At 62.5% G+C, this 24,168-nt stretch carries 22 protein-coding genes and 1 tRNA gene; 14 read left to right on the top strand and 9 right to left on the bottom strand.

What is annotated here, in order from left to right; translation table 11 throughout:
* Positions 1 to 64 precede the first annotated feature (64 nt).
* From C7G61_RS34955 to C7G61_RS34940, 3 genes are all read left to right on the top strand, one after another.
* Positions 65 to 871 (top strand): N-acyl homoserine lactonase family protein, encoded by an 807-nt coding sequence (locus tag C7G61_RS34955; RefSeq protein WP_190242112.1) that lies wholly within the window; start codon positions 65 to 67, stop codon positions 869 to 871.
* A gap of 12 nt (positions 872 to 883) precedes the next feature.
* Positions 884 to 1,765, top strand: a complete 882-nt coding sequence (locus C7G61_RS34950; protein ID WP_108522298.1) for an NAD(P)-dependent oxidoreductase — start codon at positions 884 to 886, stop codon at positions 1,763 to 1,765.
* Between the two features lie 169 nt (positions 1,766 to 1,934).
* Positions 1,935 to 2,279 carry a RidA family protein gene (locus C7G61_RS34940; RefSeq protein WP_108522253.1) on the top strand — a complete coding sequence of 115 codons (345 nt, stop codon included), beginning with the start codon at positions 1,935 to 1,937 and terminating at the stop codon, positions 2,277 to 2,279.
* 5 nt (positions 2,280 to 2,284) lie between these two features.
* Here the strand turns inward: C7G61_RS34940 and C7G61_RS34935 are convergent, their stop codons facing one another.
* Positions 2,285 to 2,800 (bottom strand): MarR family winged helix-turn-helix transcriptional regulator, encoded by a 516-nt coding sequence (locus C7G61_RS34935; protein ID WP_244608604.1) that lies wholly within the window; start codon positions 2,798 to 2,800, stop codon positions 2,285 to 2,287.
* Between the two features lie 138 nt (positions 2,801 to 2,938).
* Here C7G61_RS34935 and C7G61_RS34930 point away from each other — a divergent pair, with 138 nt between their 5' ends.
* The 5 genes from C7G61_RS34930 (at position 2,939) to fahA (ending at position 8,579) form a co-directional block, all read left to right on the top strand.
* Entirely contained in the window at positions 2,939 to 4,552 is a 1,614-nt protein-coding gene (locus C7G61_RS34930) for an FAD-dependent oxidoreductase (protein WP_108522251.1), read from the top strand.
* Between the two features lie 8 nt (positions 4,553 to 4,560).
* A complete protein-coding gene (locus tag C7G61_RS34925) occupies positions 4,561 to 4,791 on the top strand; it encodes a DUF2783 domain-containing protein (protein ID WP_108522250.1) in 231 nt (76 codons plus the stop codon).
* A 33-nt stretch (positions 4,792 to 4,824) separates the two neighbouring features.
* Entirely contained in the window at positions 4,825 to 5,781 is a 957-nt protein-coding gene (locus C7G61_RS34920; RefSeq protein WP_108522249.1) for an MBL fold metallo-hydrolase, read from the top strand.
* A gap of 2 nt (positions 5,782 to 5,783) precedes the next feature.
* A complete protein-coding gene (hmgA, locus tag C7G61_RS34915; RefSeq protein WP_108522297.1) occupies positions 5,784 to 7,130 on the top strand; it encodes a homogentisate 1,2-dioxygenase in 1,347 nt (448 codons plus the stop codon).
* Between the two features lie 174 nt (positions 7,131 to 7,304).
* Positions 7,305 to 8,579, top strand: a complete 1,275-nt coding sequence (gene fahA / locus C7G61_RS34910; RefSeq protein WP_108522248.1) for a fumarylacetoacetase — start codon at positions 7,305 to 7,307, stop codon at positions 8,577 to 8,579.
* A 126-nt stretch (positions 8,580 to 8,705) separates the two neighbouring features.
* Here fahA and C7G61_RS34905 read toward each other — a convergent pair whose 3' ends face one another.
* Positions 8,706 to 9,017, bottom strand: coding sequence for a DUF1272 domain-containing protein (locus tag C7G61_RS34905; RefSeq protein WP_108522247.1), 312 nt, complete (start codon positions 9,015 to 9,017; stop codon positions 8,706 to 8,708).
* A gap of 84 nt (positions 9,018 to 9,101) precedes the next feature.
* Complete coding sequence (locus tag C7G61_RS34900; RefSeq protein WP_108522296.1) at positions 9,102 to 9,569, bottom strand: Lrp/AsnC family transcriptional regulator; 468 nt, start codon at positions 9,567 to 9,569, stop codon at positions 9,102 to 9,104.
* A gap of 122 nt (positions 9,570 to 9,691) precedes the next feature.
* Between C7G61_RS34900 and hppD the strand changes: the two genes are divergently transcribed.
* Complete coding sequence (hppD, locus tag C7G61_RS34895; protein WP_108522246.1) at positions 9,692 to 10,810, top strand: 4-hydroxyphenylpyruvate dioxygenase; 1,119 nt, start codon at positions 9,692 to 9,694, stop codon at positions 10,808 to 10,810.
* 146 nt (positions 10,811 to 10,956) lie between these two features.
* Here hppD and C7G61_RS34890 read toward each other — a convergent pair whose 3' ends face one another.
* The 4 genes from C7G61_RS34890 to C7G61_RS34875 all read right to left on the bottom strand — a co-directional run bounded on the left by C7G61_RS34890 (position 10,957) and on the right by C7G61_RS34875 (position 15,955).
* Positions 10,957 to 12,069: a CaiB/BaiF CoA transferase family protein gene (locus tag C7G61_RS34890; protein WP_108522245.1), complete on the bottom strand. Its 1,113-nt coding sequence runs from the start codon at positions 12,067 to 12,069 to the stop codon at positions 10,957 to 10,959.
* 161 nt (positions 12,070 to 12,230) lie between these two features.
* Positions 12,231 to 13,031: an FAD binding domain-containing protein gene (locus C7G61_RS34885; protein ID WP_108522244.1), complete on the bottom strand. Its 801-nt coding sequence runs from the start codon at positions 13,029 to 13,031 to the stop codon at positions 12,231 to 12,233.
* A 14-nt stretch (positions 13,032 to 13,045) separates the two neighbouring features.
* A complete protein-coding gene (locus C7G61_RS34880; RefSeq protein ID WP_108522243.1) occupies positions 13,046 to 15,385 on the bottom strand; it encodes a xanthine dehydrogenase family protein molybdopterin-binding subunit in 2,340 nt (779 codons plus the stop codon).
* An 84-nt stretch (positions 15,386 to 15,469) separates the two neighbouring features.
* Positions 15,470 to 15,955: a (2Fe-2S)-binding protein gene (locus C7G61_RS34875; RefSeq protein ID WP_108522242.1), complete on the bottom strand. Its 486-nt coding sequence runs from the start codon at positions 15,953 to 15,955 to the stop codon at positions 15,470 to 15,472.
* Between the two features lie 553 nt (positions 15,956 to 16,508).
* Here C7G61_RS34875 and C7G61_RS34870 point away from each other — a divergent pair.
* The gene (locus tag C7G61_RS34870) at positions 16,509 to 18,479 is read left to right on the top strand and encodes a methyl-accepting chemotaxis protein (RefSeq protein ID WP_108522295.1); all 1,971 of its coding nucleotides are present in this window, start codon (positions 16,509 to 16,511) and stop codon (positions 18,477 to 18,479) included.
* Between the two features lie 15 nt (positions 18,480 to 18,494).
* Here the strand turns inward: C7G61_RS34870 and C7G61_RS34865 are convergent, their stop codons facing one another.
* Positions 18,495 to 18,848, bottom strand: coding sequence for a DUF3175 domain-containing protein (locus tag C7G61_RS34865; RefSeq protein ID WP_108522294.1), 354 nt, complete (start codon positions 18,846 to 18,848; stop codon positions 18,495 to 18,497).
* 258 nt (positions 18,849 to 19,106) lie between these two features.
* Here C7G61_RS34865 and C7G61_RS34860 point away from each other — a divergent pair, with 258 nt between their 5' ends.
* From C7G61_RS34860 to C7G61_RS34850, 3 genes are all read left to right on the top strand, one after another.
* On the top strand, positions 19,107 to 20,609 hold the full coding sequence (locus tag C7G61_RS34860) for an MFS transporter (RefSeq protein ID WP_108522241.1): 1,503 nt from the start codon (positions 19,107 to 19,109) through the stop codon (positions 20,607 to 20,609).
* A 27-nt stretch (positions 20,610 to 20,636) separates the two neighbouring features.
* Complete coding sequence (otsB, locus tag C7G61_RS34855; RefSeq protein ID WP_420836817.1) at positions 20,637 to 21,452, top strand: trehalose-phosphatase; 816 nt, start codon at positions 20,637 to 20,639, stop codon at positions 21,450 to 21,452.
* Positions 21,453 to 21,649: 197 nt separating this feature from the next.
* A complete protein-coding gene (locus C7G61_RS34850; RefSeq protein ID WP_190242111.1) occupies positions 21,650 to 23,110 on the top strand; it encodes a trehalose-6-phosphate synthase in 1,461 nt (486 codons plus the stop codon).
* Between the two features lie 287 nt (positions 23,111 to 23,397).
* Here C7G61_RS34850 and C7G61_RS34845 read toward each other — a convergent pair whose 3' ends face one another.
* Positions 23,398 to 23,745, bottom strand: a complete 348-nt coding sequence (locus tag C7G61_RS34845; protein ID WP_108522238.1) for a hypothetical protein — start codon at positions 23,743 to 23,745, stop codon at positions 23,398 to 23,400.
* Between the two features lie 196 nt (positions 23,746 to 23,941).
* Between C7G61_RS34845 and C7G61_RS34840 the strand changes: the two genes are divergently transcribed.
* Positions 23,942 to 24,031 (top strand) — tRNA-Ser (locus C7G61_RS34840).
* Positions 24,032 to 24,168: the final 137 nt, after the last annotated feature.

The following is a 24,168-nucleotide window of genomic DNA, read 5'->3' as shown; positions in this document are numbered from 1 at the left end:
GCGGATGACAATGGCTTGTTGCCGTGATCGGCCAATCCAAACATCCAAGAAAAAAGTGACACCGATGGGAAATGCCTACGAAATCTACGCGCTGCGCTATGCCACGATGTCGCCGCGCACCCCCCATTTGAATTTTCTGATCCCCGATCCGCACGAGACCACGGCGCAGGACCTGGATTATTTCGTCTGGCTGGTCCGCGGCGCCGGCCGCGACATCCTGGTCGATACCGGCTTCAATGCCGAAGAGGCGAAGGCGCGCGCGCGCAAGCTCACGCTCAATCCGGTCGACGCGCTGGCGAATTTCGGCGTGGCCGCCGACACCATTCGCGACGTGATCGTCACCCATTTGCACTACGACCACGCCGGCAATCTCGATCGCTTCCCGAACGCGCGGTTTCATCTGCAGGACCGCGAGATGAGCTACGCGACCGGACGCTGCATGTGCAACGGCATGCTGCGGCATCCGTTTTCGGTCGAGCACGTCACCACGATGGTGCGTCATGTCTATGGCGAGCGCGTCACGTTTCATTCCGGCGATGGCGAAATCGCGCCCGGCGTGACGGTGCATCGCGTCGGCGGCCATTCCGACGGCCTGCAGGTGGTGCGCGTGGAAACCGCGCGAGGGCCGGTGGTGCTGGCGTCGGACGCGGCGCATTACTATGCCAATCTGCAGAAGCGCAGCCCGTTTCCGATCGTCTACAATGTCGGCGATATGGCGCAGGGCTGGGAAATCGTCGAGCGGCTGGCCGGCCATCCCGACCGTTTCATTCCCGGCCACGATCCGATCGTGAGCGAGATCTATCCGCGCGCCAGCGACAAGGTCGATGCGTTCGCGCTGCACCTGGCGCCATCACGCTCGTTCGCAAAATAGCTGATGGTTGTGATGTCAACGTACAAGACGATCGGCTTCATCGGCCTCGGCGTGATGGGCGAGCCGATCTGCCGCAATCTCGTGAAGAAGAGCGGCAAACGCGTCCTCGCCTTTGATCTGTCGCCGGAGCCATTGGCGCGGCTGCGGGCCGACGGTACCGACGTCGCGGCCTCCGTTGCCGACGTCATCAAGCAAAGCGAGCTGCTGTTCCTGTGCCTGCCAAGCGCGAAGCATGTGCGCGCGGTATTCGAAGGCGACGGCATTCTCAAGAACATCCGGAGCGGGCAGGTCGTGGTCGATCTCGGCACGTCCTCGGTCAGCCAGACCCGCGATTTTGCCGATCAATTGCAAGCCAAAGGCGCTGCCTGGGCCGATGCGCCGATTGCGCGCACGCGACAGGCGGCGCAGGACGGCACGCTCAGCGTGATGGTCGGAACAACGCCCGCGCTTTACGCCGAGATCGATCCGCTGATCCGCTGCTTTGCGACCGACGTCACCCATTGCGGCGAGGTCGGCGCGGGGCAGGTCACAAAAATTCTCAACAACATGGTGCTGTTCGAAACCGTCAACGCGCTGGCCGAGGCGGTTGCGGTGGCGAAGCACAATGGCGTCGATCCAAAACTGCTGCTCGATACGCTTTCAAAGGGCTCGGCCGACAGTTTTGCGCTACGCAATCACGGCATGAAGGCGATCGTGCCCGGTGATTTTCCGGAGCGCGCGTTCTCGACCGAATATGCGCTGAAGGACCTATCCTATGCGCTGGAGCTGGCGTCCGACGCCGGCATCAGAATTCGCGGCGCGGAACTGATCGGCAAGGTGCTGCAGGAAGCCATCGACGCCGGTTCAGGGGACAATTATTTCCCTGTCATCGCGAAGCACATTGATCGGTTGTGAACGCGGTCATTGCGGGATGGTCCGAAGGACCAGACCTCAGATGCGCAATTGCGCATCGGGGAATCTCGAGATTCTCAGGTGCGCAATTGCGCACCATAGTTCGATGCTCCGCATCGCCCCGGAATGACGGTGCACACCACACTTTGATAGTCGCTAACTGGAGGCAACCATGATCAGCCGCTTTCCCGGGCTCACGCCAACCCGCAGCCGCGCCGTCGCTCACGAAGACCTGGTTTTCACGGTGGCGGTCGCGCCCGATCCGGTCAGTCCCTCGATGTACGAGCAAAGCGCAAAGGCGCTCGCCCGGATCGACGAAAGCCTCGCGCTGTGTGGCACGGACAAGAGCAAGATCCTCTCGGCCATCGTCTATATCACCGACATTAAGCGCAAGGGCGAGATGAACCGCGCCTGGGACGAATGGGTCGATACCAAAAATCCGCCGATGCGCGCCTGCATCGGCGTCGATCTCGAGCCGCCGCACATCGTGGAGATCGTGGTGACGGCAGTGAAGTGAGCCGGTCAGTAGGCTTCCTTCGCGTCCGCCTCTTCGCTGGTCTGCACCAGATCGAGGCTTTGCTCGATCTTGCCCAGCAGCCGCGCGAAATCGCGTCGCTCCTGCGCGGAGAGGCATGACAATATCTCCTGCTCCCTGCGCAACAGGCGCGGGATCAGTTCCTCGTAGAGCGTTGCGCCCTTGCGCGTCAGACGCAGCCGGAATTCGCGGCGGTCGTCCTCGTTCTCGACGCGCTCGACAATCTGCCGCTTCATCAGCGACGTGACCGCGCGGCTGATGGTGGATTTGTGGGTGCGGGTGCATTGGGCGATGTACTGCGCGCTGCAGGCGTCGTGGCGGAAGCCGAGCGTCGCCAGCACGCGCCATTCCGGAATATCGAGCCCGTAGCGGACCGCATACTCCGCCGACAGCGCCGAACTGACCTCGGCCGCGAGCCGGTTCAGCCGGAACGGGACGAACTCAAAGAGATCCAGCCTGGCGTCCCTCTTCGACGCGTTTTCGTCACGCGGACCGGCGGCCACTTCGCTTGAAGACGCTTTCGGCAAAGATAGCCTCGATTTGAGTTGACGCCGGACCCGGCTCGGGGTTTAAAGATAGTTGCAAGTGCGACTAATTTAACAGGGTCGCACGCCCTTGGCTAGTCAGGGGATTGAGCCCGCATGGCGCAGACTAATACCCAGTTCGGCTATCGCCGCCACCCCGATCAGGACCGGGCGGGGCCAAATCCGGCCGAGCACGCCGTCGTCGTGGTCGGCGCGGGTCCCGTGGGGCTGTCGCTGGCGATCGATCTGGCGCAGCGCGGGCAATCCGTCGTGCTGCTCGACGATGCCGACCGGATCGGCGAGGGCTCGCGGGCGATCTGCTTCTCAAAACGCTCGCTCGAATTCTGGGACCGGCTCGGCATCGGCCAGCGCATGGTCGACAAGGGCGTGGTGTGGAGCGTCGGCAAGATCTTTCACGGTGAGCAGCTGCTCTACCAGTTCAATCTGCTGCCCGAGCAGGGGCACAAGCGGCCGGCTTTTATCAACCTGCAGCAATTCTATGCCGAGGCCTATCTGGTCGACCGCGTCGGCGAGCTTCCCGCAATCGACCTGCGCTGGCGCAACAAGGTGACGGGGCTCGAGCCGCGCAACGACCACGTGGCTTTGACGATCCAGACGCCTGATGGTCCGTATCGGCTGAATGCGCAGTATGTCATCGCCTGCGACGGCGCGCGCTCGTCGCTGCGACAGATGGTGGGTGCGGAATTTGAGGGCCAGGTGTTCGAGGACCAGTTCCTGATCGCCGACGTCAAGATGACAGCCGCGTTTCCGACCGAGCGCTGGTTCTGGTTCGATCCGCCGTTCCACGCCGGGCGCTCCGCGCTGTTGCACAAGCAGCCCGACGACATCTGGCGGATTGATCTGCAGCTCAATCGTTTTGCCGATCCCGCTGTCGAAAAACTGCCGGAGAATGTGCGGCCGCGGATCGCGCGCATGCTTGGGCACGACAAGTTCGATTTCGAATGGATCTCGCTGTACAAATTCCAGTGCCGGCGGATGAACAAGTTCATCCATGGCCGCGTGATTTTTGCCGGCGATGCCGCGCACCAGGTCTCGCCGTTCGGCGCCCGCGGCGCCAATTCGGGCCTCGAAGACGCCGAAAATATTGCGTGGAAGCTCGATCGCGTGCTGCGGGGAACATCGCCCGAGGCGCTGCTCGAGAGCTATCACACCGAGCGCAGCGCTGCCGCCGACGAGAACATCCGCGAGTCCACGCGCTCGACCGACTTCATGGCGCCGGTGACGGCGCAGGAGGCGCGGCTGCGCAAGGCGGTGCTGTCGCTCGCCAAGGAAACCGAATTCGGCAAGCGCATGGTGAACGGAGGGCGTCTCTCGACGCCCTCGATCTACACGACGCCGCTCTCGACCGCCGATGGCGATTCCTGGCGCGGCGGCCCTCGACCCGGGGCCTCGATGCTGGATGCGCCGGTCGCCGCCGCAAACGGTGAGCCGATGTTCCTGACGGATGCTTTCATCAAGAGTGGAACGCGGTTCACACTTCTGGAGTTTGGCAATGGTGCGGCTGCGGAAGGACCGGAAGGGGTAGGCGTCATCCGCATTGGCGGCGATGGCGGCTTGACCGATGCCGCGGGCCTTGCTGCGGCGCGTTACGATGCCGAATCAGGCTCTGCCTATTTGCTGCGGCCTGATGGCTACGTCGCGGCGCGTTTCCGCAAGCCGTCACGATCGGCAGTCGACGCGGCGCTGTCGCGCGCGTCCGGCCTGAACTGAGGTTTGTCATGGCGCTGTCGACCAGTTCGAACTTTGCCAAGCCCGACGACGCATTTCGCGCCATCGTCGAGGCGCATCGCGGACTGAGCGAGGCGCAAAGCGCCGATCTCGACGCGGCGCTGGTTCTGGTGCTGGCCAACCACATCGGCGATATCGCCGTTCTGCACGAGGCCATCGCCCTTGCCAAGCGGCGGATGCTCGATGCGAGCCAGCAACAGCAACAACAACAGCAGCAATAATTCACATCTCGAACGAAGTCAGGAATCGAATTGATGGCCAAAGGTTTCGCGTCCACCACGGATCTCGTCGAGAAGAAGATCACCTTCTCCGAAATCGGCACTGATCTTTACGCGTTCACCGCCGAGGGCGATCCGAACTCGGCGATCATCGTCGGCGACGACGGTTGCCTGGTGTTCGACGCGCAGGCGACGCCGGCGATGGCCAATAAAGTGATCGAGCGGGTACGTACCGTCACCGACAAGCCGATCAAGTACGTCGTGCTGTCGCATTACCACGCGGTGCGCGTGCTGGGCGCTTCCGCCTACAAGGCGCAGGGCATCGTGGCGTCAGCAGAAACCCATCGGCTGATCGAGGAGCGCGGCCAGCAGGATTGGGATTCCGAATATGGCCGATTTCCCCGCCTGTTCCAGGATGCGCAGAGCATCCCCGGCCTGACCTGGCCGACGCTGACTTTTGAAGGCGAGATGTCGATCTATCTGGGCAAACGCGAGGTGCGTTTGATGCAACTCGGCGCGGGGCATACCTCGGGTGACATCGTGGCCTGGGTGCCGGATGCCGAAGTGATGTTCTCCGGCGACCTCATCGAATACCACTCGGCCTGCTATTGCGGCGACGCGCATTTGCGCGAATGGCCGGCGACGCTGAATGAAATTCGCGCCTTCAATCCCAAGGCGATCGCGCCGGGCCGTGGCGATGCGCTCAAAGGTCTTTCGACCGGTCGCGATGCGATTGCGATGACGCGCGATTTTGTCACCTCGCTCTACGGCGCGGCAGAGAGCTCGGTCGCCAAGGGCCGTACGCTGAAGGAGACCATGGCCGCGACCCGCGAGGTGATGGACCCGAAATTCTCCAGCTTCGCCATTTATGAGCACTGCCTGCCGTTCAACGTCTCGCGCGCGTTCGACGAAGCATCGGGGATCGACGATCCCGTGATCTGGACCGACAAGCGCGACCAGGAAATGTGGGCCGCCCTGCAAGGAGGAGGATGACCATGAATATCAACACCTCGCCTGATCAGATGGTTCGAGGCACCGGGCAATTGACGCCGGGCTACATGTCCGGCTTCGGCAACAGTTTTGAGACCGAGGCGTTGCCCGGCGCACTGCCGATGGGGCGCAACTCGCCGCAGCGCTGCGCCTACGGGCTCTATGCCGAGCAGCTTTCCGGCTCGCCGTTCACCGCGCCGCGCGGCAGCAATGAGCGCTCATGGCTTTATCGGATTCGCCCATCGGTGAAGCATTCAGGGCGCTTTGCCAAAGCCGATGCCGGGCTGTGGCGCACCGCGCCGTGTCACGAATATGAACTGCCGATCGCACAGCTGCGCTGGGACCCGGCGCCGATCCCTGGGGAGGACATGACTTTCCTGCAGGGCGTGCAGACCATGACCACCGCAGGCGACGCCAATACCCAGGCAGGCATGGCGGCGCATGTCTATCTCATCACGAAGTCGATGGTCGATCAGCACTTCTACAATGCCGACGGCGAGATGATGTTCGTGGCCCAGCAGGGCAATCTGCGCCTCGTCACCGAATTCGGCCGTATCGACATTGAACCCGGCGAGATCGCGGTGATCCCGCGCGGCGTGAAGTTCCGCGTCGAGATTCCGTCAGGGCCCGCGCGCGGCTATCTCTGCGAGAATTATGGCGGCGCCTTCACGCTGCCCGAACGGGGGCCGATCGGCGCCAACTGCCTCGCCAATTCGCGCGACTTCCTCACGCCCGTAGCGGCTTACGAGGACAAGGACACGCCGACCGAACTCTACGTGAAGTGGGGTGGCTCGCTGTTCAAGACGACCTTGCCGCATTCGCCGATCGACGTGGTGGCCTGGCACGGCAATTACGCGCCCTACAAATACGATCTGCGCACGTTCTCGCCGGTCGGCGCCATAGGCTTCGACCATCCCGATCCCTCGATCTTCACGGTTTTGACGTCGCCGTCGGAGACCGCCGGCACCGCGAATATCGACTTTGTCATTTTCCCGGAACGCTGGGCGGTCGCCGAAAACACCTTCCGTCCGCCCTGGTATCACATGAACATCATGTCGGAGTTCATGGGGCTGATCTACGGCGTCTACGACGCCAAGCCGGAAGGTTTTGTTCCCGGCGGCATCTCGCTGCACAACATGATGCTGCCGCATGGCCCGGATCGCCAGGCGTTCGATCACGCCAGCAACGGCGAATTAAAGCCGGTGAAGCTGACCGGCACCATGGCCTTCATGTTCGAGACGCGATACCCGCAGCGCGTCACCGCGCATGCGGCGAAGTCGGGGACCTTGCAGGGTGACTACGCCGATTGCTGGAAAGGCCTGGAGAAGCGGTTCGATCCGAATAAGCCGTAATGTTTCTTCCCCTCTCCCCTTGTGGGAGAGGGTGGATCAATCGCGCGTCGCGCGATTGAGACGGGTGAGGGGTCTTTCCCCGCGGAAAGAACCCCTCATCCGGCGCAATCTCCCTCCGGTCGATTTCGCCACCTTCTCCCACAAGGGGAGAAGGAAGAAAGGACGAAGCCTCAAGTGACAGCTCACCCCAACGATCCCTCTCTCCGCTCCTTCATCGACGTCGCGCCCGATTCCCATTTCCCGATCCAAAATCTCCCCTACGGCGTATTCTCCGCCAAGGATGGCCTCGCCCCGCGCATAGGCGTTGCGATCGGCGATTACGTGCTCGATCTCTGGCAGCTCGCGCAGGACTGCCGCTTCGATGTCGTCGAGCCCGCGGTGTTCGCAGCACCTCAACTCAATCCGTTCATGGCGCTGGGGCCAAAAGTCTGGTCGAGCACGCGCGCACGGATCAGCGAGCTTTTGCAGCACGATCATCCCGAACTGCGCGACAATGAGAAACTGCGCAAGCGCGCGCTGGTGCCGATGGCTGACGTCAGGCTGCACATGCCGTTCGCCGTCTCCGGCTATACCGATTTCTATTCGTCCAGGGAGCACGCCACCAATGTCGGCGTGATGTTCCGCGGCAAGGACAATGCGCTGCAGCCGAACTGGTTGCACATGCCGATCGGCTACAACGGCCGCGCGTCGACCGTCGTTGTCAGCGGCACGCCGGTGCGCCGTCCGCGCGGACAGTTGAAGCCGCCGACCGCCGACGTGCCGAGTTTCGGCCCCTGCAAGCGGCTCGATTTCGAACTGGAAATGGGCGTGGTCGTCGGCCAGCCATCGGTAATGGGCGAAATGCTGACCGAGAAGCAGGCGGAAGAGATGATCTTCGGCTTTGTGATCCTGAACGACTGGAGCGCGCGCGACATCCAGCAATGGGAATATGTGCCGCTCGGCCCGTTCCAGGCCAAGGTGTTTGGGACCTCGATCAGCCCATGGGTGGTGACGCGCGAGGCGCTGGAGCCATTCCGTCTTCATGGCCCTGAGCAGGATCCGAAGCCGTTGCCGTATCTTCAGCAGGTGCAGCCGAACAATTACGACATGGCGCTCGAGGTCGGCTTGCGTGCCGCGCAGATGAATGCGCCGGCAAATATCAGCCGTACCAACTTCAAATACATGTACTGGTCGTCGGTGCAGCAGCTCGTGCACCATGCGTCAAGCGGCTGCGCCATGAATGTCGGCGATCTCTTGGGGAGCGGCACCATCTCGGGTCCGGAAAAGGACCAGCGCGGCAGCCTGCTTGAAATAAGCTGGAACGGCACCGAACCGGTGGAGTTGGCCGCGGGTGTGAAACGGACGTTCCTGGAGGACGGCGATTCGCTCGTGATGCGCGGCTGGTGCCAGGGCGACGGCTACCGCGTCGGATTTGGCGAGGTGGAGGGGACGATTTTGGCAGCGGGGTAGCGCTCTCTTCCCGTCATACGGAATGACTCTCTCCCGTCATTGCGAGGAGCGAAGCGACGAAGCAATCCATAGCGCCACAAGCGGAGGCATGGATTGCTTCGCTGCGCTCGCAATGACGTGGAGGGGTCAGCGCTCCTCAGCTGGAATATTCCGCAAGCGCGCCGAATGCGCGGCGACATCCTCGACGCTGTACTTTAAATGAACCCGCTTATCCGATGGCAACTGCTTGGTGACGCACACGCCGGGCCGCCGCTCGGTGGCGGGCCGGATTGGCCGCGGCACGAAGCCGCCGCCGCAGTTCGGGCAGACATTGTGCAGCTTGCTGTCCACGCAATCCGCGCAGAACGTGCATTCATAAGAGCAGATGCGCGCGTCCGTCGCGCTTGGCGGCAGGTCCTTGTCGCAATATTCGCAGTTCGGGCGGAGTTGCAGCGCCATCGTCGTCTCGCAATGTGATTCCGGGCGATCATCGCAAATCGGCTGGAAAACGCGAATGACAAATTTCCCTCGAATTGGGCCACGTCAGGACTTCAGCGGCAACCTCGCGCTCTCCTTCAGCCGGTCCAGCACGATCGAGGAGCGCACATGGGCCACGCTCTGGTGCGGCATCAGCACGTCGTTGACGAGGCCGGAGAGGTCCTTCAGGTCGCGCAGCACGACCTTCAGCACGTAATCGGCGTCGCCGGTCAGCGAGTAGGCCTCCTGGATGTCGTCGACGCGGTTGACCAGCGCGCGGAATTTTTTGGCGTTGTCGGGCGAATGCGTCGCCAGCGTAATGTGGACGAAGGCGATCAGGTTGAAGCCGAGGGCTTCGCCGGCGAGATCGGCGTGGTAGCCCGCGATCACCTTCTCTTCCTCCAGCCGCATCCGCCGCCGCGAGCACTGCGAGGCCGACAGGCCGACGAGGTCGGCGAGCTGCTGGTTGGTCAGCCGGCCGTCGTCCTGTAGCGCGGCGAGCATTTTGAGGTCGAAGGCGTCTACGGAGATCATGCGGAAATTGCCATTTTTATGCACGATATGTGCGCGATTATAGCTAAATGCATCGCCATTTGCACGCACTTTGCACGCGTTTCGATCGATATTGATCCAGATCAATTTTCGGGAGATTCTCCATGGGTCCGTTTCCGCATGACGCGCCGGCTGCCACCATCAGCGCCGACAATCCGATGGGCACCGATGGGTTTGAGTTCGTCGAATACGCCCACCCGAAGCCTGAGGAGCTGCACGCGCTGTTCGCGCTGATGGGCTATGCGCCGATCGCCCGGCACAAATCCAAGAAGATCACGGTCTATCGCCAGGGCGACATCAATTACCTCGTCAACGAGGAGCCCGGCACCCACGGCCATGGCTTCGTCGCCGCGCATGGGCCCTGCGCGCCGTCGATGGCGTTTCGCGTGGTTGATGCGAAGCTGGCCTATGAGCGGGCGCTTTCGCTTGGTGCGGAGGCCGCTGATGTTTCTTCCGCGCAGAAGACGCTCGATGTTCCCGCCATCAAGGGCATCGGCGGCAGCGTGCTTTATTTCGTCGATCGCTACGGCGCCAAAGGCTCAGCCTACGACATCGAGTTCGAATGGCTTGGCGCGAAGGACCCGCGTCCCGCGGGTGCCGGGCTCTATTACATCGATCACCTGACCCACAACGTCCATCGCGGCCGCATGGATGTGTGGACCGGCTTCTACGAAAAACTGTTCAACTTCCGCCAGATCCGGTTCTTCGACATCGAGGGCCGTGCGTCGGGCCTATTCTCGCGCGCCCTGACCAGCCCGGACGGCAAGATCCGAATCCCGATCAACGAGGATGCCGGCGACTCCGGCCAGATCGAGGAATATCTCAACATCTATCGCGGCGAGGGCATCCAGCACATCGCCTGCGGCGCGCGGGATATCTACGCTACCGTCGAGACGCTGCGCGAGGCAGGATTGCCGTTCATGCCGTCGCCGCCCGATACCTACTTTGAGAAGATCGACGCGCGGCTGCCGCAGCATGGCGAGGACGTCGCCCGTCTCCAGCGCGACGGCATTCTCATTGACGGCGAGGGCGTGGTCGATGGCGACCACACAAAGGTACTGCTGCAGATTTTCTCGGCGAACGCGATCGGGCCGATCTTCTTCGAGTTCATCCAGCGCAAGGGCGACGACGGGTTCGGCGAGGGCAACTTCAAGGCGCTGTTCGAATCGATCGAGGAAGATCAGATTCGAAGAGGTGTCCTGAAGGTGGGGAATGCTGCGTAGGCCCCGTCGTCCCGGCCAAGCGAAGCGCGAGCCGGGACCCATACGCCGTGTCGCTTGTATTGAAAGCCGCTGTTCGACGACTTTCGTCCAACAGCCAAATCCTGTGGTTATGGGTCCCCGCGTGCGCGGGGACGACGACGGAGAATTTACCTTCCCGCCTTCCACGCGTTCGTCAATTCACCGATATCCGCCGTCACCGGCTCGCGGATCGCCGACGGCGTGCGTGAGAAGCGTGGCGCGGGCGCGGGTTGGGTCACGCCATGGCGCTCGACGAACACCTTGCGTGCCGCCATGTGCGGGTGCTTCGGCGCTTCCGCCATGGTCAGGATCGGCGCGAAGCAGATGTCGGTGCCTTCCATGATCTTGCACCAGTCCTCGCGGGTCTTGCTCTTGAACACCTTTGTCAGCTTGTCCTTCAGCGCCGGCCAGGCCTTGCGGTCCATCTGCGCATCGAAGTCGGCCTCGGTGAGGCCGGCATGTTTGCGAAGCAGCGCGTAGAATTGTGGTTCGATCGAGCCGATCGAGACGAAGTTGCCGCAGGAGCATTCATAGACGCCATAGAAATGCGCGCCGCCATCGAGAAAGTTCTGGTCGCGGCCCTCGGTCCAGCGCCCCATCGCGCTCATGTCGAAGAACATCGACATCAGCGATGCCGCGCCGTCGCACATCGCGGTGTCCACTACCTGGCCCTTGCCCGACTTCGAGGCTTCGAGCATGGCGGCAAGCACGCCGACCACCAGGTAGAGCGCTCCACCGCCGAAATCGCCGACGAGGTTGAGCGGCGGCACCGGCTTTTCCTTCGTCCCGATCGCAGCAAGCGCGCCGGTGATCGAGATGTAGTTGATGTCGTGACCGGCGGCGTTGGCAAGCGGGCCTTCCTGGCCCCAACCGGTCATGCGGCCATAGACCAGCTTTGGATTGCGCGCGAGCACGACGTCCGGGCCGAGGCCGAGACGTTCCATCACGCCGGGGCGGAAGCCTTCGATCAGTGCGTCCGCACCGGCAAGCAGGTCGAGGACCTGCGCGATGGCAGCTTTATCCTTCAGATCAAGCTCGATGACCTTGCGGCCGCGTACCGCGACGGCCTTCAGGTTCTTGCCGGCGCCGACGCGGTCAAGCGTAACGACCTCTGCGCCCATATCCGCCAGGAGCATGCAGGCGAACGGGCCCGGGCCGATGCCGGCGAATTCGACGATGCGGAAACCGGCGAGCGGGCCGGAGGTGCGGGTAGCGGATTGGGCGGCTGGTTTGTCGAGCACTTGTTTTCTCTCCCAACAGAAGCGTCTTAATTAGTTGATTAGCTAAATTGTCCTGCCGAAGCGAGAGCGTGGCAAGCATCTTTTGCCGAGAATCGTATCAAAATGCGAAAGCGGCGCGCATTGCTGCGCGCCGCTCGCATGGAAGTTGCGTTTAGACGTTATTAGCCCGCGGCAGTCACCGCGCGCTGCGCCATTACCTTGATCAGGTTGGCGCGATAGTCCGATGTTCCGTGAATATCGCTCATCAAGCCATCGGCGGAAATCTTGACGCCGTCGATCGCGCCTGCCGACCAGTTCGCCTTCAGCGCCGCCTCGATCGCGGACACCCGCATCACGCCGTTTTGCGATGCGCCCGTGGCTGCGACGCGGACGTCGCCTGCCGGGGTTTTGGCGACGAACACGCCTGTCAGGGCGAAGCGCGACGCCGGATGGTTGAACTTGGCGTATCCCGCTTTGGCCTGAACCGGGAATGACACCGCGGTGATGATTTCGCCGTCTTCGAGCGCCGTGGTGAACAGGCCCTTGAAGAAATCATCCGCCGATATCGAACGCTTGTTGGTCTTCACGGTGGCACCGAGCGCCAGCACCGCCGCCGGATAATCGGCGGCAGGATCGTTGTTGGCGAGCGAGCCGCCGATGGTGCCGCGATGCCGCACGGCCGGATCGCCGATCAGCGAGGCGAGGTAAGCCAGCGCGGGAATCGCCTTTTGAACAGTGTCGCTCGAGGCGACGTCGGAATGGGTCGTCGCCGCCTTGATCATGATTCCGTCACCGGTCGGCTCGATGCCGACAAGCTCCTTGATCTTGCCGAGATCGATGACATCGGATGGCGATGCCAGCCGCTGTTTCATGACCGGGATCAGCGTATGGCCGCCGGCCAGATACTTCGCGTCCGAACCCTTGGCGAACAGGCTTGCTGCCTCGTCGACCGAAGAGGGGCGGTGGTAAGTTGTCTGGTACATAGTGCTTGCTCCTCTTAGCCGTGAATCGCATGCCAGACGCGATCAGGCGTCGCCGGCATTTCGAGGTTGTTGTTGCCGATCGCATCCGTGATGGCGTTGATCACGGCAGCCGATGCACCGATCGCACCGGCTTCGCCGCAGCCCTTGACGCCGAGTGGATTGCCCGGACACAGCGTGGTCGTGTGCGACAGCTTGAACGACGGCAGGTCGTCCGCGCGCGGCATGGTGTAATCCATGAACGATGCGGTCACGAGCTGGCCGGAAGCGTCATACACCACGCCCTCCAGCAACGCCTGGCCGATGCCCTGGGCAAGGCCGCCATGGACCTGGCCTTCGACGATCATCGGGTTGATCAGCCGCCCGAAATCATCCGCCGCCACGAAGTTGACGAAGGAGGTTTTCCCGGTGGCGCTATCTACTTCCATTTCGCAGATATAGGCGCCGGCCGGGAAGGTGAAGTTGGTCGGGTCGTAGAACGCGCCTTCCTTGAGGCCCGGCTCCATGCCGTCAGGCAGATTGTGCGCGGTGTAGGCGGCGAGCGCGACCATCGGCAGCGCGATCGACTTGTCGGTGCCGGTGACCTTGAACTCGCCGTTCTCGATGACGATGTCGTTTTCGGATGCCTCGAGCTGATGGGCTGCGATCTTCTTGGCCTTGGCTTCGACCTTTTCCATCGCTTTCAGGATCGCGGTGAGGCCGACGGCCGCCGAGCGCGAACCATAAGTGCCCATGCCGAACTGCACTTTATCGGTGTCGCCATGCACGATCTGGACCTGGCTGATGGGAATGCCGAGGCGCTCTGCCACGAGCTGGCAGAAGCTCGTCTCATGACCCTGGCCGTGGCTGTGCGATCCCGTCAGGACTTCGATGGTGCCGACCGGATTAACGCGTACTTCGGCGGATTCCCACAGGCCCACGCCGGCGCCGAGACTGCCGACGGCCTTTGACGGCGCAATGCCGCACGCTTCGATGTAGCAGGACACGCCGATGCCGCGCAGCTTACCCTCGGACTTGGCTTTCGCCTTGCGCGCGGGGAAGCCCGCGTAATCGATCGCCTTCATCGCCGCATCGAGCGAGGCATTAAAGTCGCCGATGTCATAGGCCATGATGACGGGCGTCTGATGCGGGAACTGCGTGATGAAGTTCTTGCGGCGCAGTTCGGCCGGATCGACCTTCAACTGCCGCGCCGCGGTTTCCATCAGCCGTTCCACCACGAAGCTGGCTTCTGGGCGGCCTGCGCCGCGATAGGCGTCGACCGGCACCGTGTTGGTATAGACGCTGATCACTTCGGCGAAGATGTTCGGGATGTTGTACTGGCCCGACAGCAGCGTCGCATAGAGATAGGTCGGCACCGAGGAGGAGAACAGCGACATGTAGCCGCCGAGATTAGCGTAGGTTTTGACCCGCAAGCCGGTGACCTTGTTGTCCTTGTCTAACGCCATCTCCGCCTTGGTGAGGTGATCGCGGCCATGGGCGTCGGTCAAAAAGGCTTCGGTGCGGTCGCCGGTCCACTTCACCGGACGGCCGACCTTCTTGGAGGCCCACAGCGCCACCATCTCCTCAGGGTAAATGAAGATTTTCGAGCCGAAACCGCCGCCGACGTCGGGGGCCACCACCCGCAGCTTGTGCTCCTGCGCGATGTTGTAGAACGCCGACAGCACGAGACGGGCGACATGCGGATTCTGCGAGGTCGTGTAGAGCGTGAAATGCTCTTCCGGCTCGTTATATTCGGCGATCGCCGCGCGCGGCTCCATCGCGTTCGGCACCAGCCGGTTGTTGGTGATGTCGAGCGACACGACATTGGCCGCCGCCTTGAAGGCGGCATCGGTTGCGCCTTCGTCGCCGATGGTCCAGTCGTAGATCACGTTGCCCGGCGCCTCCGGGTGCAATTGCGGTGCGCCCGGCGCGATCGCGGCGCGGATGTCCGGAACGGCGGGCAGCTCTTCGTAATTGACGACCACGGCCTCGGCCGCGTCCTTGGCCTGGTTCTTGGTCTCGGCGACCACCACCGCGACCGCCTGGCCGACGAAACGCACGGTTTCCGGCGCCATCGCCGGCCATGCGCCCATCTTCATGCCCGTGCCGTCCTTGGAGGTAATGGCCCAACCGCAGATCAGATTGCCGATCTTGTCGTCCACGAGTTGCTGGCCGGTCAGCACCCCGACCACGCCCGGCATATTCATTGCCGCCGACGTGTCGATGCTCTTGATCCTGGCATGCGCATGCGGGCTGCGGATGAAGTGTGCGTGGGTCATTCCCACCAGCTTGATATCGTCGACGTAGCGGCCCTTGCCGGTAATGAAACGGCGATCTTCCTTGCGCACCACGCTTGCGCCAATGCCTTCAACGCCCATGTCCTGTCCTCCCGACCGGAGTTATTGTTCCCGCCATTTCCTTCGAAACGCGGTGTTGAATTCGAAATTGCTGGCCGGCGGCTGCTATTCTGCCGCCTGCGCGACCTTCATGCGCCCGGCCGCATCGAGCACCGCCTTGACGATGTTGTGGTACCCAGTGCAGCGGCAGATGTTGCCTTCGAGCTCGTGCCGGACGGTTTCCTCGTCGAGCTGGCCACTGTGGCGGTGCACAATATCGATCGCCGACATGATCATGCCCGGGGTGCAGTAACCGCACTGCAGGCCGTGATTATCGCGGAACGCCGCCTGCATCGGGTGCAGTTCGTCGCCTTTGGCGATGCCTTCGATGGTGGTGACGTTCGAGCCGGCCGCCTGGCCGGCCAGTACGGTGCAGGATTTTACCGCCCGGCCGTCGATATGGACGACGCAGGCGCCGCACTGGCTGGTGTCGCAGCCGACATGGGTGCCGGTCAGGTTCAGATTTTCGCGCAGGAGATGGACGAGGAGAGTTCGGTCCTCGACCTCGGCCGAGACGGCCTTGCCGTTTACCGTCAGTTTGACTGTCGACACGCGTGGTACCTCCCGATGTTTTATAATTATTCCAATTAGAAACACGGGAGCGGGAACTTGCAACTAGGATTTTGGAGTGGCCCATCATTGTGATGACATTCGCGGCAAGCGCGCGTGCAGAGACTCTCAATGCGAATTTTTCCTACCCTCCCCTGGAGGGGTCCGGACGAGCGAAGCTCGCTCGGGGGTCGACGCTCCTGAAAGGAGCGGCGGGGTGGGGTGAAGGTCTCTCCTCGCGAACAGTGCCCGAGTTGAGAGATCACCCCACCCCGTCTCGCATTTCGCTACGCTCATGCGTGCCGACCCACGAGCGAGCTCCGCTCGTCTCGGACCCCTCCAGGGGAGGGTAAGAGACGGCCACCGCCTCCACCCTTGCCAGCTTTGCCCGGATTTACGCGGCCTTATCCATTCTGCCTTATCTTTGCGCACTGGATTGGGGGCTGGGCCTCCCGATGCCTGTTTTTCAGAATGAAAACGGGGGGTTGCGGTGCGATTTTTGAAACGTGGCGGCTCGTCCTTCAAGCTCCCAACCCTGCGGTTCCGCGCCAAGATCATGCTCGGCTTTGCCGTCGTGCTGGCAATTTCGGCCGCCAGCATGGGTTTTGCCTATCTCGGATTCGAACATGTTTCGGCCGGCGTGGATTCCTACCGGCGCAGCGTGCAGGAGGCGGATCTGTCGCGCGACATCGATCGCGAACTGATCTCCTATCGCTCGCTCGCCCGCTATTTCGTGGTCACCGGAAAGGAAGAGGACGGCAAGGCGGCGCTGGCGGCCGAAGCCAACCTGAAGGAAGCGATCGTCGCCTCGATGAAGGGCACCATCAGCCCGGGCCGGCTCGAACAGGTCGCAAAACTGGAGCGCGAATTCCGCGCCTTCACCAAGATTTTCGCCGATATCCTCAACGTCAAGGACGAGAGCGCCCGGATCGCGCAAAACCAGCTGACGCGCAGCGGCCAGTCGCTTTATTACAAGCTCGACGATCTCCCCAGCAATGCCGATGAATCCGAGCTTCAGGCGGTCACCTTCAGCGCGAAAAAAGTCGCCGATGAATTTCAGGCCGTGGTCGGATTAGCCAACACGTTCGTCATCAACTCGGACAAGACGGTCGCATCCAGCGCACTCGCGCGCCTGAAATTTCTCGGCAACTCGCTAAAGGCGATTCCGGCGAACAATGACAAGATTCGTGAGGGGGTTCAGGAGATCTCGGTTCTCCTGGAGGAATACCAGAAGTCGCTCGCCAAGCTGGTCGATAATGCCAAGGAGATCGACGAACTGACCCTGGAAATGACGGAGTCGGCCGCGGCCATCAACAAGGGCTCGGCGGCGATGAAGTCCGATCTGCTGGCCGACCAGAAGCGACTCGAAGCCGAGTCGGACGCGACCATCGGCGAGACCGAGCGGCTGATCCTGATGCTGGCCGCCGGCGGTTTCGTGCTTGGCGGTCTGCTGGCGCTGCTGCTCGGCAAGGGCATATCCCGGCCGATGACGGCGATGTGCAGTGCGATGCGCGAACTCGCTGCCGGCAATTTCGAAGTTGTTCTGCCCGGCCTCGGCCGCAAGGACGAGCTCGGCGAGATGGCGAGTGCAGTCGAGGAGTTCAAGGTGCAGGCCATCGCCCGCGCCGAGCGCGACGCCGCCACCCAGGAAGCCCAGAACAAGGCGGCGAGCGAGGCGCGCCGCGCCGAACTGATTCGCTTCGCCGACGAATTTGAGAGCGCGGTCGGCGCCATCGTCGCCAACGTGTCGTCGTCGGCCGTGCAGCTTGAAGCCGCCGCAGGCACGTTGACGCGGACGGCTGAAACCACCCAGAGCCTGTCGAGCCAGGTTGCCGGCGCCTCGGAAGAAGCCTCCAGCAACATGCAGTCGGTGGCATCAGCAACCGAGGAATTATCAGCGTCCGTCGACGAGATCGGGCGGCGCGTCAAGGAAAGCAGCCAGATTGCGGAGGCAGCCGTCCGTCAGGCCGAACAGACCGACGGCCGGATCGGCAAGCTGTCGCGCGCCGCGCAGGAGATCGGCGACGTCGTCAAGCTGATCACCGCGATCGCCGAGCAGACCAACCTGCTGGCGCTGAACGCCACCATCGAGGCCGCCCGCGCGGGCGATGCCGGCCGCGGCTTTGCCGTGGTGGCGTCCGAAGTCAAATCGCTCGCCAGCCAGACCGCGAAAGCGACCGACGAGATTTCCAATCACATCTCGGGCATGCAGGGTGCCACGCAGGAATCGGTCGCCGCCATCAAGGAGATCGGCGGCACCATCGGAAAAATCTCCGACATCGCCGCGACGATCGCCAGCGCCGTCGAGCAGCAAAGCTCGGCGACGCAGGAGATCGCGCGCAGCGTCCAGAACGTCGCGCAAGGCACGCAGGAGGCCGCCACCAATGTCATGCACGTCAATCGCGGCGCGACCGAAACCGGCTCGGCTTCCGAGGAAGTGCTCAATTCGGCGCGCACGCTGTCGAGCGAAAGCACGCGTTTGCGCGAAGAGCTCGACCGCTTCATGGCGAATATCAGGGCGGCGTGATCGGACGACACGGAGTTATTCTCTCCCGAACTGATGCTTCAGCTCGACCTTCGCGCGTTCCAGTCGCGCGCGCCGCGTTTTCGGCAAGGTCTTGCCGGCGCGGTTGATATAGAAGGTCAGCATCGACAGCGCCGAGCGATAGGCGCCAGCCTTGCGGCGCGTACTGTGCTCTGCGGATCGCTTGAGCGACGCCGCGATCTTCTTCGCACTGGTCAGCGTGAAGACACCGCGCTGCAGATCGAGCGCATCGCTTTCCTGGGTTACCCGTTGCGACCATCGCTTTGGCGATGGTTTCTTCGCGGTTGTCGTGCGGCTGCTTTTTCGAGCGGCGGTCTTCCGTGGGTGTGTGGTCTTCCGGCGTTCGGCCATGGTCAACTCCATTTCCGGTTTTTGCCGAAAACGGTCGCCCGATCGTTCGGTTCCCTTGTCGTTTCGCAATGACGTAGCGCACGGAATACCCCGCATGCGCGCGTCATCGCGATAGCTATGCAATTTCGCCACCCAATGCCCGCGGAACCCCCATCCTCCGAGGGCGTTATCTTTCTGTCGGGCATCATGTTTGCCGCAATTTGACGTGAAAACCCTGGGGCTGGGGCGTTCCGGGGTGTTTTTCATTGGTCCAATCGGATGGTTGCGAAAGCGATACGGGACGGTGCGGCAGTGGGTGAGAATGCTTCCATTTCCGCAACGGCCAAGCAGGATAACGAGGGCATTGTCGAGACCAGTATCCCTGCGCGGCTCGATTGCCTGCGCTGGGGCGGCTTTCATACCCGCGTGGTGGCCGCGCTCGGCATCACCTGGATCCTCGACGGACTGGAAGTCACGCTCGCGGGCGCATTGTCGGGCGCGCTGAAGGAGAGCCCGACGCTGCAGTTTTCGAATTTCGATGTCGGTCTCGCCAACAGCGCCTATCTCGCGGGCGCCGTGCTGGGCGCGCTGGGTTTCGGTTGGCTGACGGATCGGATCGGGCGCAAGAAACTGTTCTTCATTACGCTCGCCGTTTATCTCTCCGCGACCGCGGCCACCGCGCTGTCGTGGAACGTGGCGAGTTACACGCTGTTTCGCTTCCTGACCGGGGCGGGCATCGGCGGCGAATATACCGCGATCAATTCGACGATCCAGGAACTGGTGCCGGCGCGCTATCGCGGCTGGACCGATCTGGTGATCAACGGCAGCTTCTGGATCGGGGCTGCGGTCGGCGCGGTTGCCGCCATCGTGCTGCTCGATCCCAAGCTGCTGGCTCCGGATATCGGCTGGCGGCTGGCCTATTTCATCGGCGCCGCGCTCGGCCTGATCGTTTTCGTAATGCGGATGTGGATTCCGGAAAGCCCGCGCTGGCTGATGGTCCACGGCCGCCCCGAGGAGGCGCACGCAATCGTCGACGATATCGAGAGGGCGTCTACGAGACATCAGGATCATGCGGCCGATGAGGTCTTCCCGAAGATCAGGCTGAAGATGCGCAGCCACACGCCGCTCGGAGAAGTGGCGCATACATTGTTCACGAGGTACCGGCGGCGTTCGCTGGTGGGCTTGGTGCTGATGGCGTCGCAGGCGTTTTTCTACAACGCCATCTTCTTCACCTTCGCGCTGGTGCTGACCGACTTCTTCGGCATCCCGTCAAATGATGTCGGCTGGTACATCCTGCCCTTCGCGGCGGGCAATTTCCTCGGACCGCTGCTGCTCGGACGGTTGTTCGATACCCTTGGCCGGCGCACGATGATCGCGACCACCTATGGCGTGTCGGGTGTCCTGCTCGCGCTGTCGGGCTATCTGTTCTCGATCGGCGTGCTGACGGCGCAGACCCAGACCATCGCCTGGATGGTGATCTTCTTCTTTGCCTCGCCGGCGGCGAGTGCGGCCTATCTCACCGTCAGCGAGACGTTTCCGCTGGAGGTGCGCGCGCTGGCAATTGCGCTGTTCTACGCGATCGGCACGGGCATTGGCGGCGTCGCGGGACCGGCGCTGTTCGGCGCCCTGATCGATACCGGATCGCGCAACAGCGTCTTCGCCGGCTACCTGTTCGGGGCTGCATTGATGATCGTGGCCGCCATCGTGGCCTGGAAATATGCCATTGCGGCCGAGCGCAAGTCGCTCGAATCTGTCGCACGGCCGCTTGCATTTGTGGAGTAGGATGAGATGAATGAGGATCTGCTGGAAATGCCATTGGAAGATGATATCGTCCGTGAAGAAGAGGCCGTAGCGGAGACCGTTCCGGTACCGCGCTCGCTGGTGCCGCATCTGAGCGAGACCGCAATTCTCCTCGACATCGACGGCACGCTGCTCGATCTGATGCCGACGCCGCGCGAAGTCTGGGTGCCGCCGGGCCTGGCGAAGACCTTGAATCGTCTGCTTGTGCGGACCAACGGCGCGCTGGCGCTGGTCAGCGGACGCTCGCTCAACGACATCGACCTGATTTTCGCGCCTGATCAATTCCCGGCCGTCGGCGGTCATGGCGCCGAGATGCGGATCGAGCCGGACAGCGAGTCAGTAGACGCCCATGCGCCGCCACTGGACAAGGAATTGAAGCGCCGGTTGGCCGCGATCGCAAAGCTCAGCCCGGGAATATTGCTGGAAGACAAGGGCTATTCGCTGGCGCTGCATTATCGCCTCGCGCCGCACGCCGAGAAGGCGATCTATGCCGCGGTGTCACTGATCAGGGCCGATCTTCCCAACGCGCCGATCGAGGTGCTGCCCGGCAAATGCGTCTGCGAGATCAAGCATTCCGGCTTCACCAAGGCGAGCGGCGTGCACGAGTTGATGACACGCGAACCTTTCAAGGGCCGCCGTCCGTTCTTCATCGGCGACGACGTCACCGACGAGACCGTGTTTGCGATCATGCCTGACCTCGATGGCCTCGCCTTCTCGGTCGGCCGCCGCGCCAAGGGCGTGGCCGGGCACTTCGATGCACCAAGCGACGTGAGAGAATTTCTTGCGCACCTGCTTGATGACGAAAGGGACGCACCACTGCCATAATGTTTGTCGTCTCGACGGCTTTCGACCACAGATTCTCACGCTTGATGCCGAGGTTCACGGTAAAATTTATTTTTCGTGAGTTCCGGTGAGTTCCTGCACGCCGCAGCCCGAATTTGGTTTCAATTCGTTGAAAGGGTGATCAGGAACCATATTGATGAACGGTTGTTAACGCGAGCGCCATCAACGGGAGGGGACCTTTGAACCTCGTCGTCGTTTCTAACCGCGTTTCGCGCGGAAAACCCAACGAACCCATGACGGGGGGACTCGCCGCGGCGTTATTGCCGATCGTCGAGAAGTCGGGCGCGATCTGGGTCGGTTCCTCGGGGCGGGTCCGCGACGGGAACCTGAAGGAACCATTTGCCGAAATCGAGGCCCTTGGCGTCGGCGCGCTGGCGATGCTGGATCTGCCGGCCGCGCATTACGGCGGCTATTACGAGGGCTTTGCGAATTCCGCGTTGTGGCCGGCGCTGCATTCGCGCGCCGATCTGATCCGCGCCACGCAGGAGGACTATCTCAGCTATCGCGAAGTGAACGCCTTCATGGCGCGCGCGCTGTTGCGATTCCGAAAGACGGATTCCGCGTTCTGGATTCAGGACTACCATTTCCTCGCGCTCGGCGCCGAGTTGCGCGATCTCGGCGTCACACAGCCGATCGGCTTCTTCCTGCATACGCCGTGGCCGGCGCGTTCGGTGATATCAGGCGTGCCGCATCATCGCGAACTGATCGAGGCGATGCTGGCCTATGATCTGATCGGTTTCCAGACCGAGGAGGATTGCGAGAACTTCCTGTCTTACGCGCAGTCCGATCTCGGCCTCGTCGTGCATGACGGCGTCGTCATTTCACGCTACGGCCGAACGCGCGCCGCGGTATTTCCGATCGGCATCGATCCGCAGCAATTCGCCCAGTTGGCGGCGAAGGCGTCCACCCATCCTGACGTTTCGCGGCTGCGGCGCAGCCTGAACGGCGAGAAGCTCGCGATCGGCGTCGATCGGCTGGATTATTCAAAGGGCCTGATCAACCGCATCAAGGCTTTCGACCGGATGTGGACGCTGCATCCGCAGCTTTCGCGCACGGCGTCGCTGCTGCAGATCGCGACGCCCTCGCGCGGCGCGATCGAGGCTTATGGCAACCTGCAGAGCGAGGTCGCAAAGCTCGTCAGCGACGTCAACGGTGTACATGGCGAAGTCGACTGGACGCCGATCCGCTATCTCAACAAGGGCTACGGCCAGGCCGTGCTTGCGGGCCTCTATCGCGCCGCGCAGGTCGGCGTGGTGACGCCGCTGCAGGACGGGATGAATCTCGTCGCCAAGGAATATGTCGCCGCGCAAAACCCGGTCGACCCCGGCGTGCTCGTGCTGTCGAAATTCGCCGGTGCCGCCAACGAACTCGATACCGCGCTGCTGGTCAATCCGCACGATATCGACGGCATGGCGCGCACCATCGCGATTGCACTGTCGATGCCGCTGACCGAACGTCGGATGCGCTGGGAAGCGATGATGGCGAAGCTGCGCGGCCATACGATCCAGCAATGGTTCGCCGACTTCACCGACGCGCTGCACGAATGCCAGCTCGACAGGGAAGCATTGGCGCCCGTGGTGAGCGAGCCCGCGCTATGGCCGCTTCGCTCCGCCACCAATAACGGCGCGCGGTATCACTAGCCGCGAAGGTCTCCGGTGCTCCTCATCCCGAGGAGCCGCGCTTCATAGCGTGATGAAACTGGATTCGACAGCGACCACAAAGAAGGCGCTCTCCCCCTCCCGGAAGAAGGTGCGCTCCCTCTCCCGCTTGCGGGGGAGGGCCGGGGTGGGGGTCTCTCCGCGGGGATAACTGCCTGATATAACAGCGAGCTTCGCTCGTCTCGCCCCCCGCAAGCGGGAGAGGTGACGTCCGCCTACGCGCGCCTCACCACCAGGATTTGAGACGCTGCCTCAGCCTGAACAATCACTCAAAAACAATACGACACGCCATCCAGCACCGGGCAGCGCGCCTTGCTGGGCGCGCTCGGATTTTCCATCGGCACGTGCCCGCCCTTGCCGTTGCCGGCAAAGACGCCGGGACCGATCACGACCGACGACTTGTTGCCGATGATGACGCTCGGATGCGGCGAGGCCAGCCGAGATTTCGAGCCGTCAGCCCACACGATGGAGTCGCCCGCAAAGATGCCGCGCCGGCCGTCGTCACAGCTCACGTCCACGCCCTGCTTGGTGCAGGCCTGGGCCATCGCCGGGCCGGCCGCAGCCCCCGCAAATGACGCGATCAGAACCGATAGCAGGAGCGTCCGTGTGATCATCATGCCAGTCTCCAGTGATTGCGGCGCCAATATCGTCGTCGATCGTGGCCGGATTCCGGTTCAAGGCCTCCCGGAGCGCCGATATCGGGTATCGGATCGATCTAAATTGACAAGTAAATTCAATGAATTGGGGAAATTTTGACGGCCGCGCCCGGCCTCCCTTGCAAAATCAGTCCTGCCCCTTCAAGAGAGGGCCTCCGGAGAGATGGCCGAGTGGCTTAAGGCGCACGCTTGGAAAGCGTGTGTGCGGGAAACCGTACCGTGGGTTCGAATCCCACTCTCTCCGCCAGCTTCCCCGATGTCCAGCCCGGAGACATAGGTAACGGGTCGTACCTAAGACATGGGTGACAACCTCGTGCCGAACGGGTTGTCGAGGGGTTGCAGGGTTTTCTGCTCCAGGTCGAAGTATCCAAGATCATAGTGCAT

It is taken from the genome of Bradyrhizobium algeriense, assembly GCF_003062295.1.
Lineage (GTDB): Bacteria > Pseudomonadota > Alphaproteobacteria > Rhizobiales > Xanthobacteraceae > Bradyrhizobium > Bradyrhizobium algeriense.
The sequence above is the reverse complement of the archived record's forward strand: the minus strand, read 5'-3'. Positions and strand labels throughout refer to the sequence as shown.

Coding starts and splice junctions, on each gene's coding strand:
- C7G61_RS34955 (WP_190242112.1), top strand. CDS start 65: ATGGGAAATGCCTACGAAATCTACGCGCTGCGCTATGCCACGATGTCG.
- C7G61_RS34950 (WP_108522298.1), top strand. CDS start 884: ATGTCAACGTACAAGACGATCGGCTTCATCGGCCTCGGCGTGATGGGC.
- C7G61_RS34940 (WP_108522253.1), top strand. CDS start 1,935: ATGATCAGCCGCTTTCCCGGGCTCACGCCAACCCGCAGCCGCGCCGTC.
- C7G61_RS34930 (WP_108522251.1), top strand. CDS start 2,939: ATGGCGCAGACTAATACCCAGTTCGGCTATCGCCGCCACCCCGATCAG.
- C7G61_RS34925 (WP_108522250.1), top strand. CDS start 4,561: ATGGCGCTGTCGACCAGTTCGAACTTTGCCAAGCCCGACGACGCATTT.
- C7G61_RS34920 (WP_108522249.1), top strand. CDS start 4,825: ATGGCCAAAGGTTTCGCGTCCACCACGGATCTCGTCGAGAAGAAGATC.
- hmgA (WP_108522297.1), top strand. CDS start 5,784: ATGAATATCAACACCTCGCCTGATCAGATGGTTCGAGGCACCGGGCAA.
- C7G61_RS34905 (WP_108522247.1), bottom strand. CDS start 9,017: ATGGCGCTGCAACTCCGCCCGAACTGCGAATATTGCGACAAGGACCTG.
- C7G61_RS34900 (WP_108522296.1), bottom strand. CDS start 9,569: ATGATCTCCGTAGACGCCTTCGACCTCAAAATGCTCGCCGCGCTACAG.
- hppD (WP_108522246.1), top strand. CDS start 9,692: ATGGGTCCGTTTCCGCATGACGCGCCGGCTGCCACCATCAGCGCCGAC.
- C7G61_RS34885 (WP_108522244.1), bottom strand. CDS start 13,031: ATGTACCAGACAACTTACCACCGCCCCTCTTCGGTCGACGAGGCAGCA.
- C7G61_RS34880 (WP_108522243.1), bottom strand. CDS start 15,385: ATGGGCGTTGAAGGCATTGGCGCAAGCGTGGTGCGCAAGGAAGATCGC.
- C7G61_RS34870 (WP_108522295.1), top strand. CDS start 16,509: ATGCTCGGCTTTGCCGTCGTGCTGGCAATTTCGGCCGCCAGCATGGGT.
- C7G61_RS34865 (WP_108522294.1), bottom strand. CDS start 18,848: ATGGCCGAACGCCGGAAGACCACACACCCACGGAAGACCGCCGCTCGA.
- C7G61_RS34860 (WP_108522241.1), top strand. CDS start 19,107: ATGGTTGCGAAAGCGATACGGGACGGTGCGGCAGTGGGTGAGAATGCT.
- otsB (WP_420836817.1), top strand. CDS start 20,637: ATGCCATTGGAAGATGATATCGTCCGTGAAGAAGAGGCCGTAGCGGAG.
- C7G61_RS34845 (WP_108522238.1), bottom strand. CDS start 23,745: ATGATGATCACACGGACGCTCCTGCTATCGGTTCTGATCGCGTCATTT.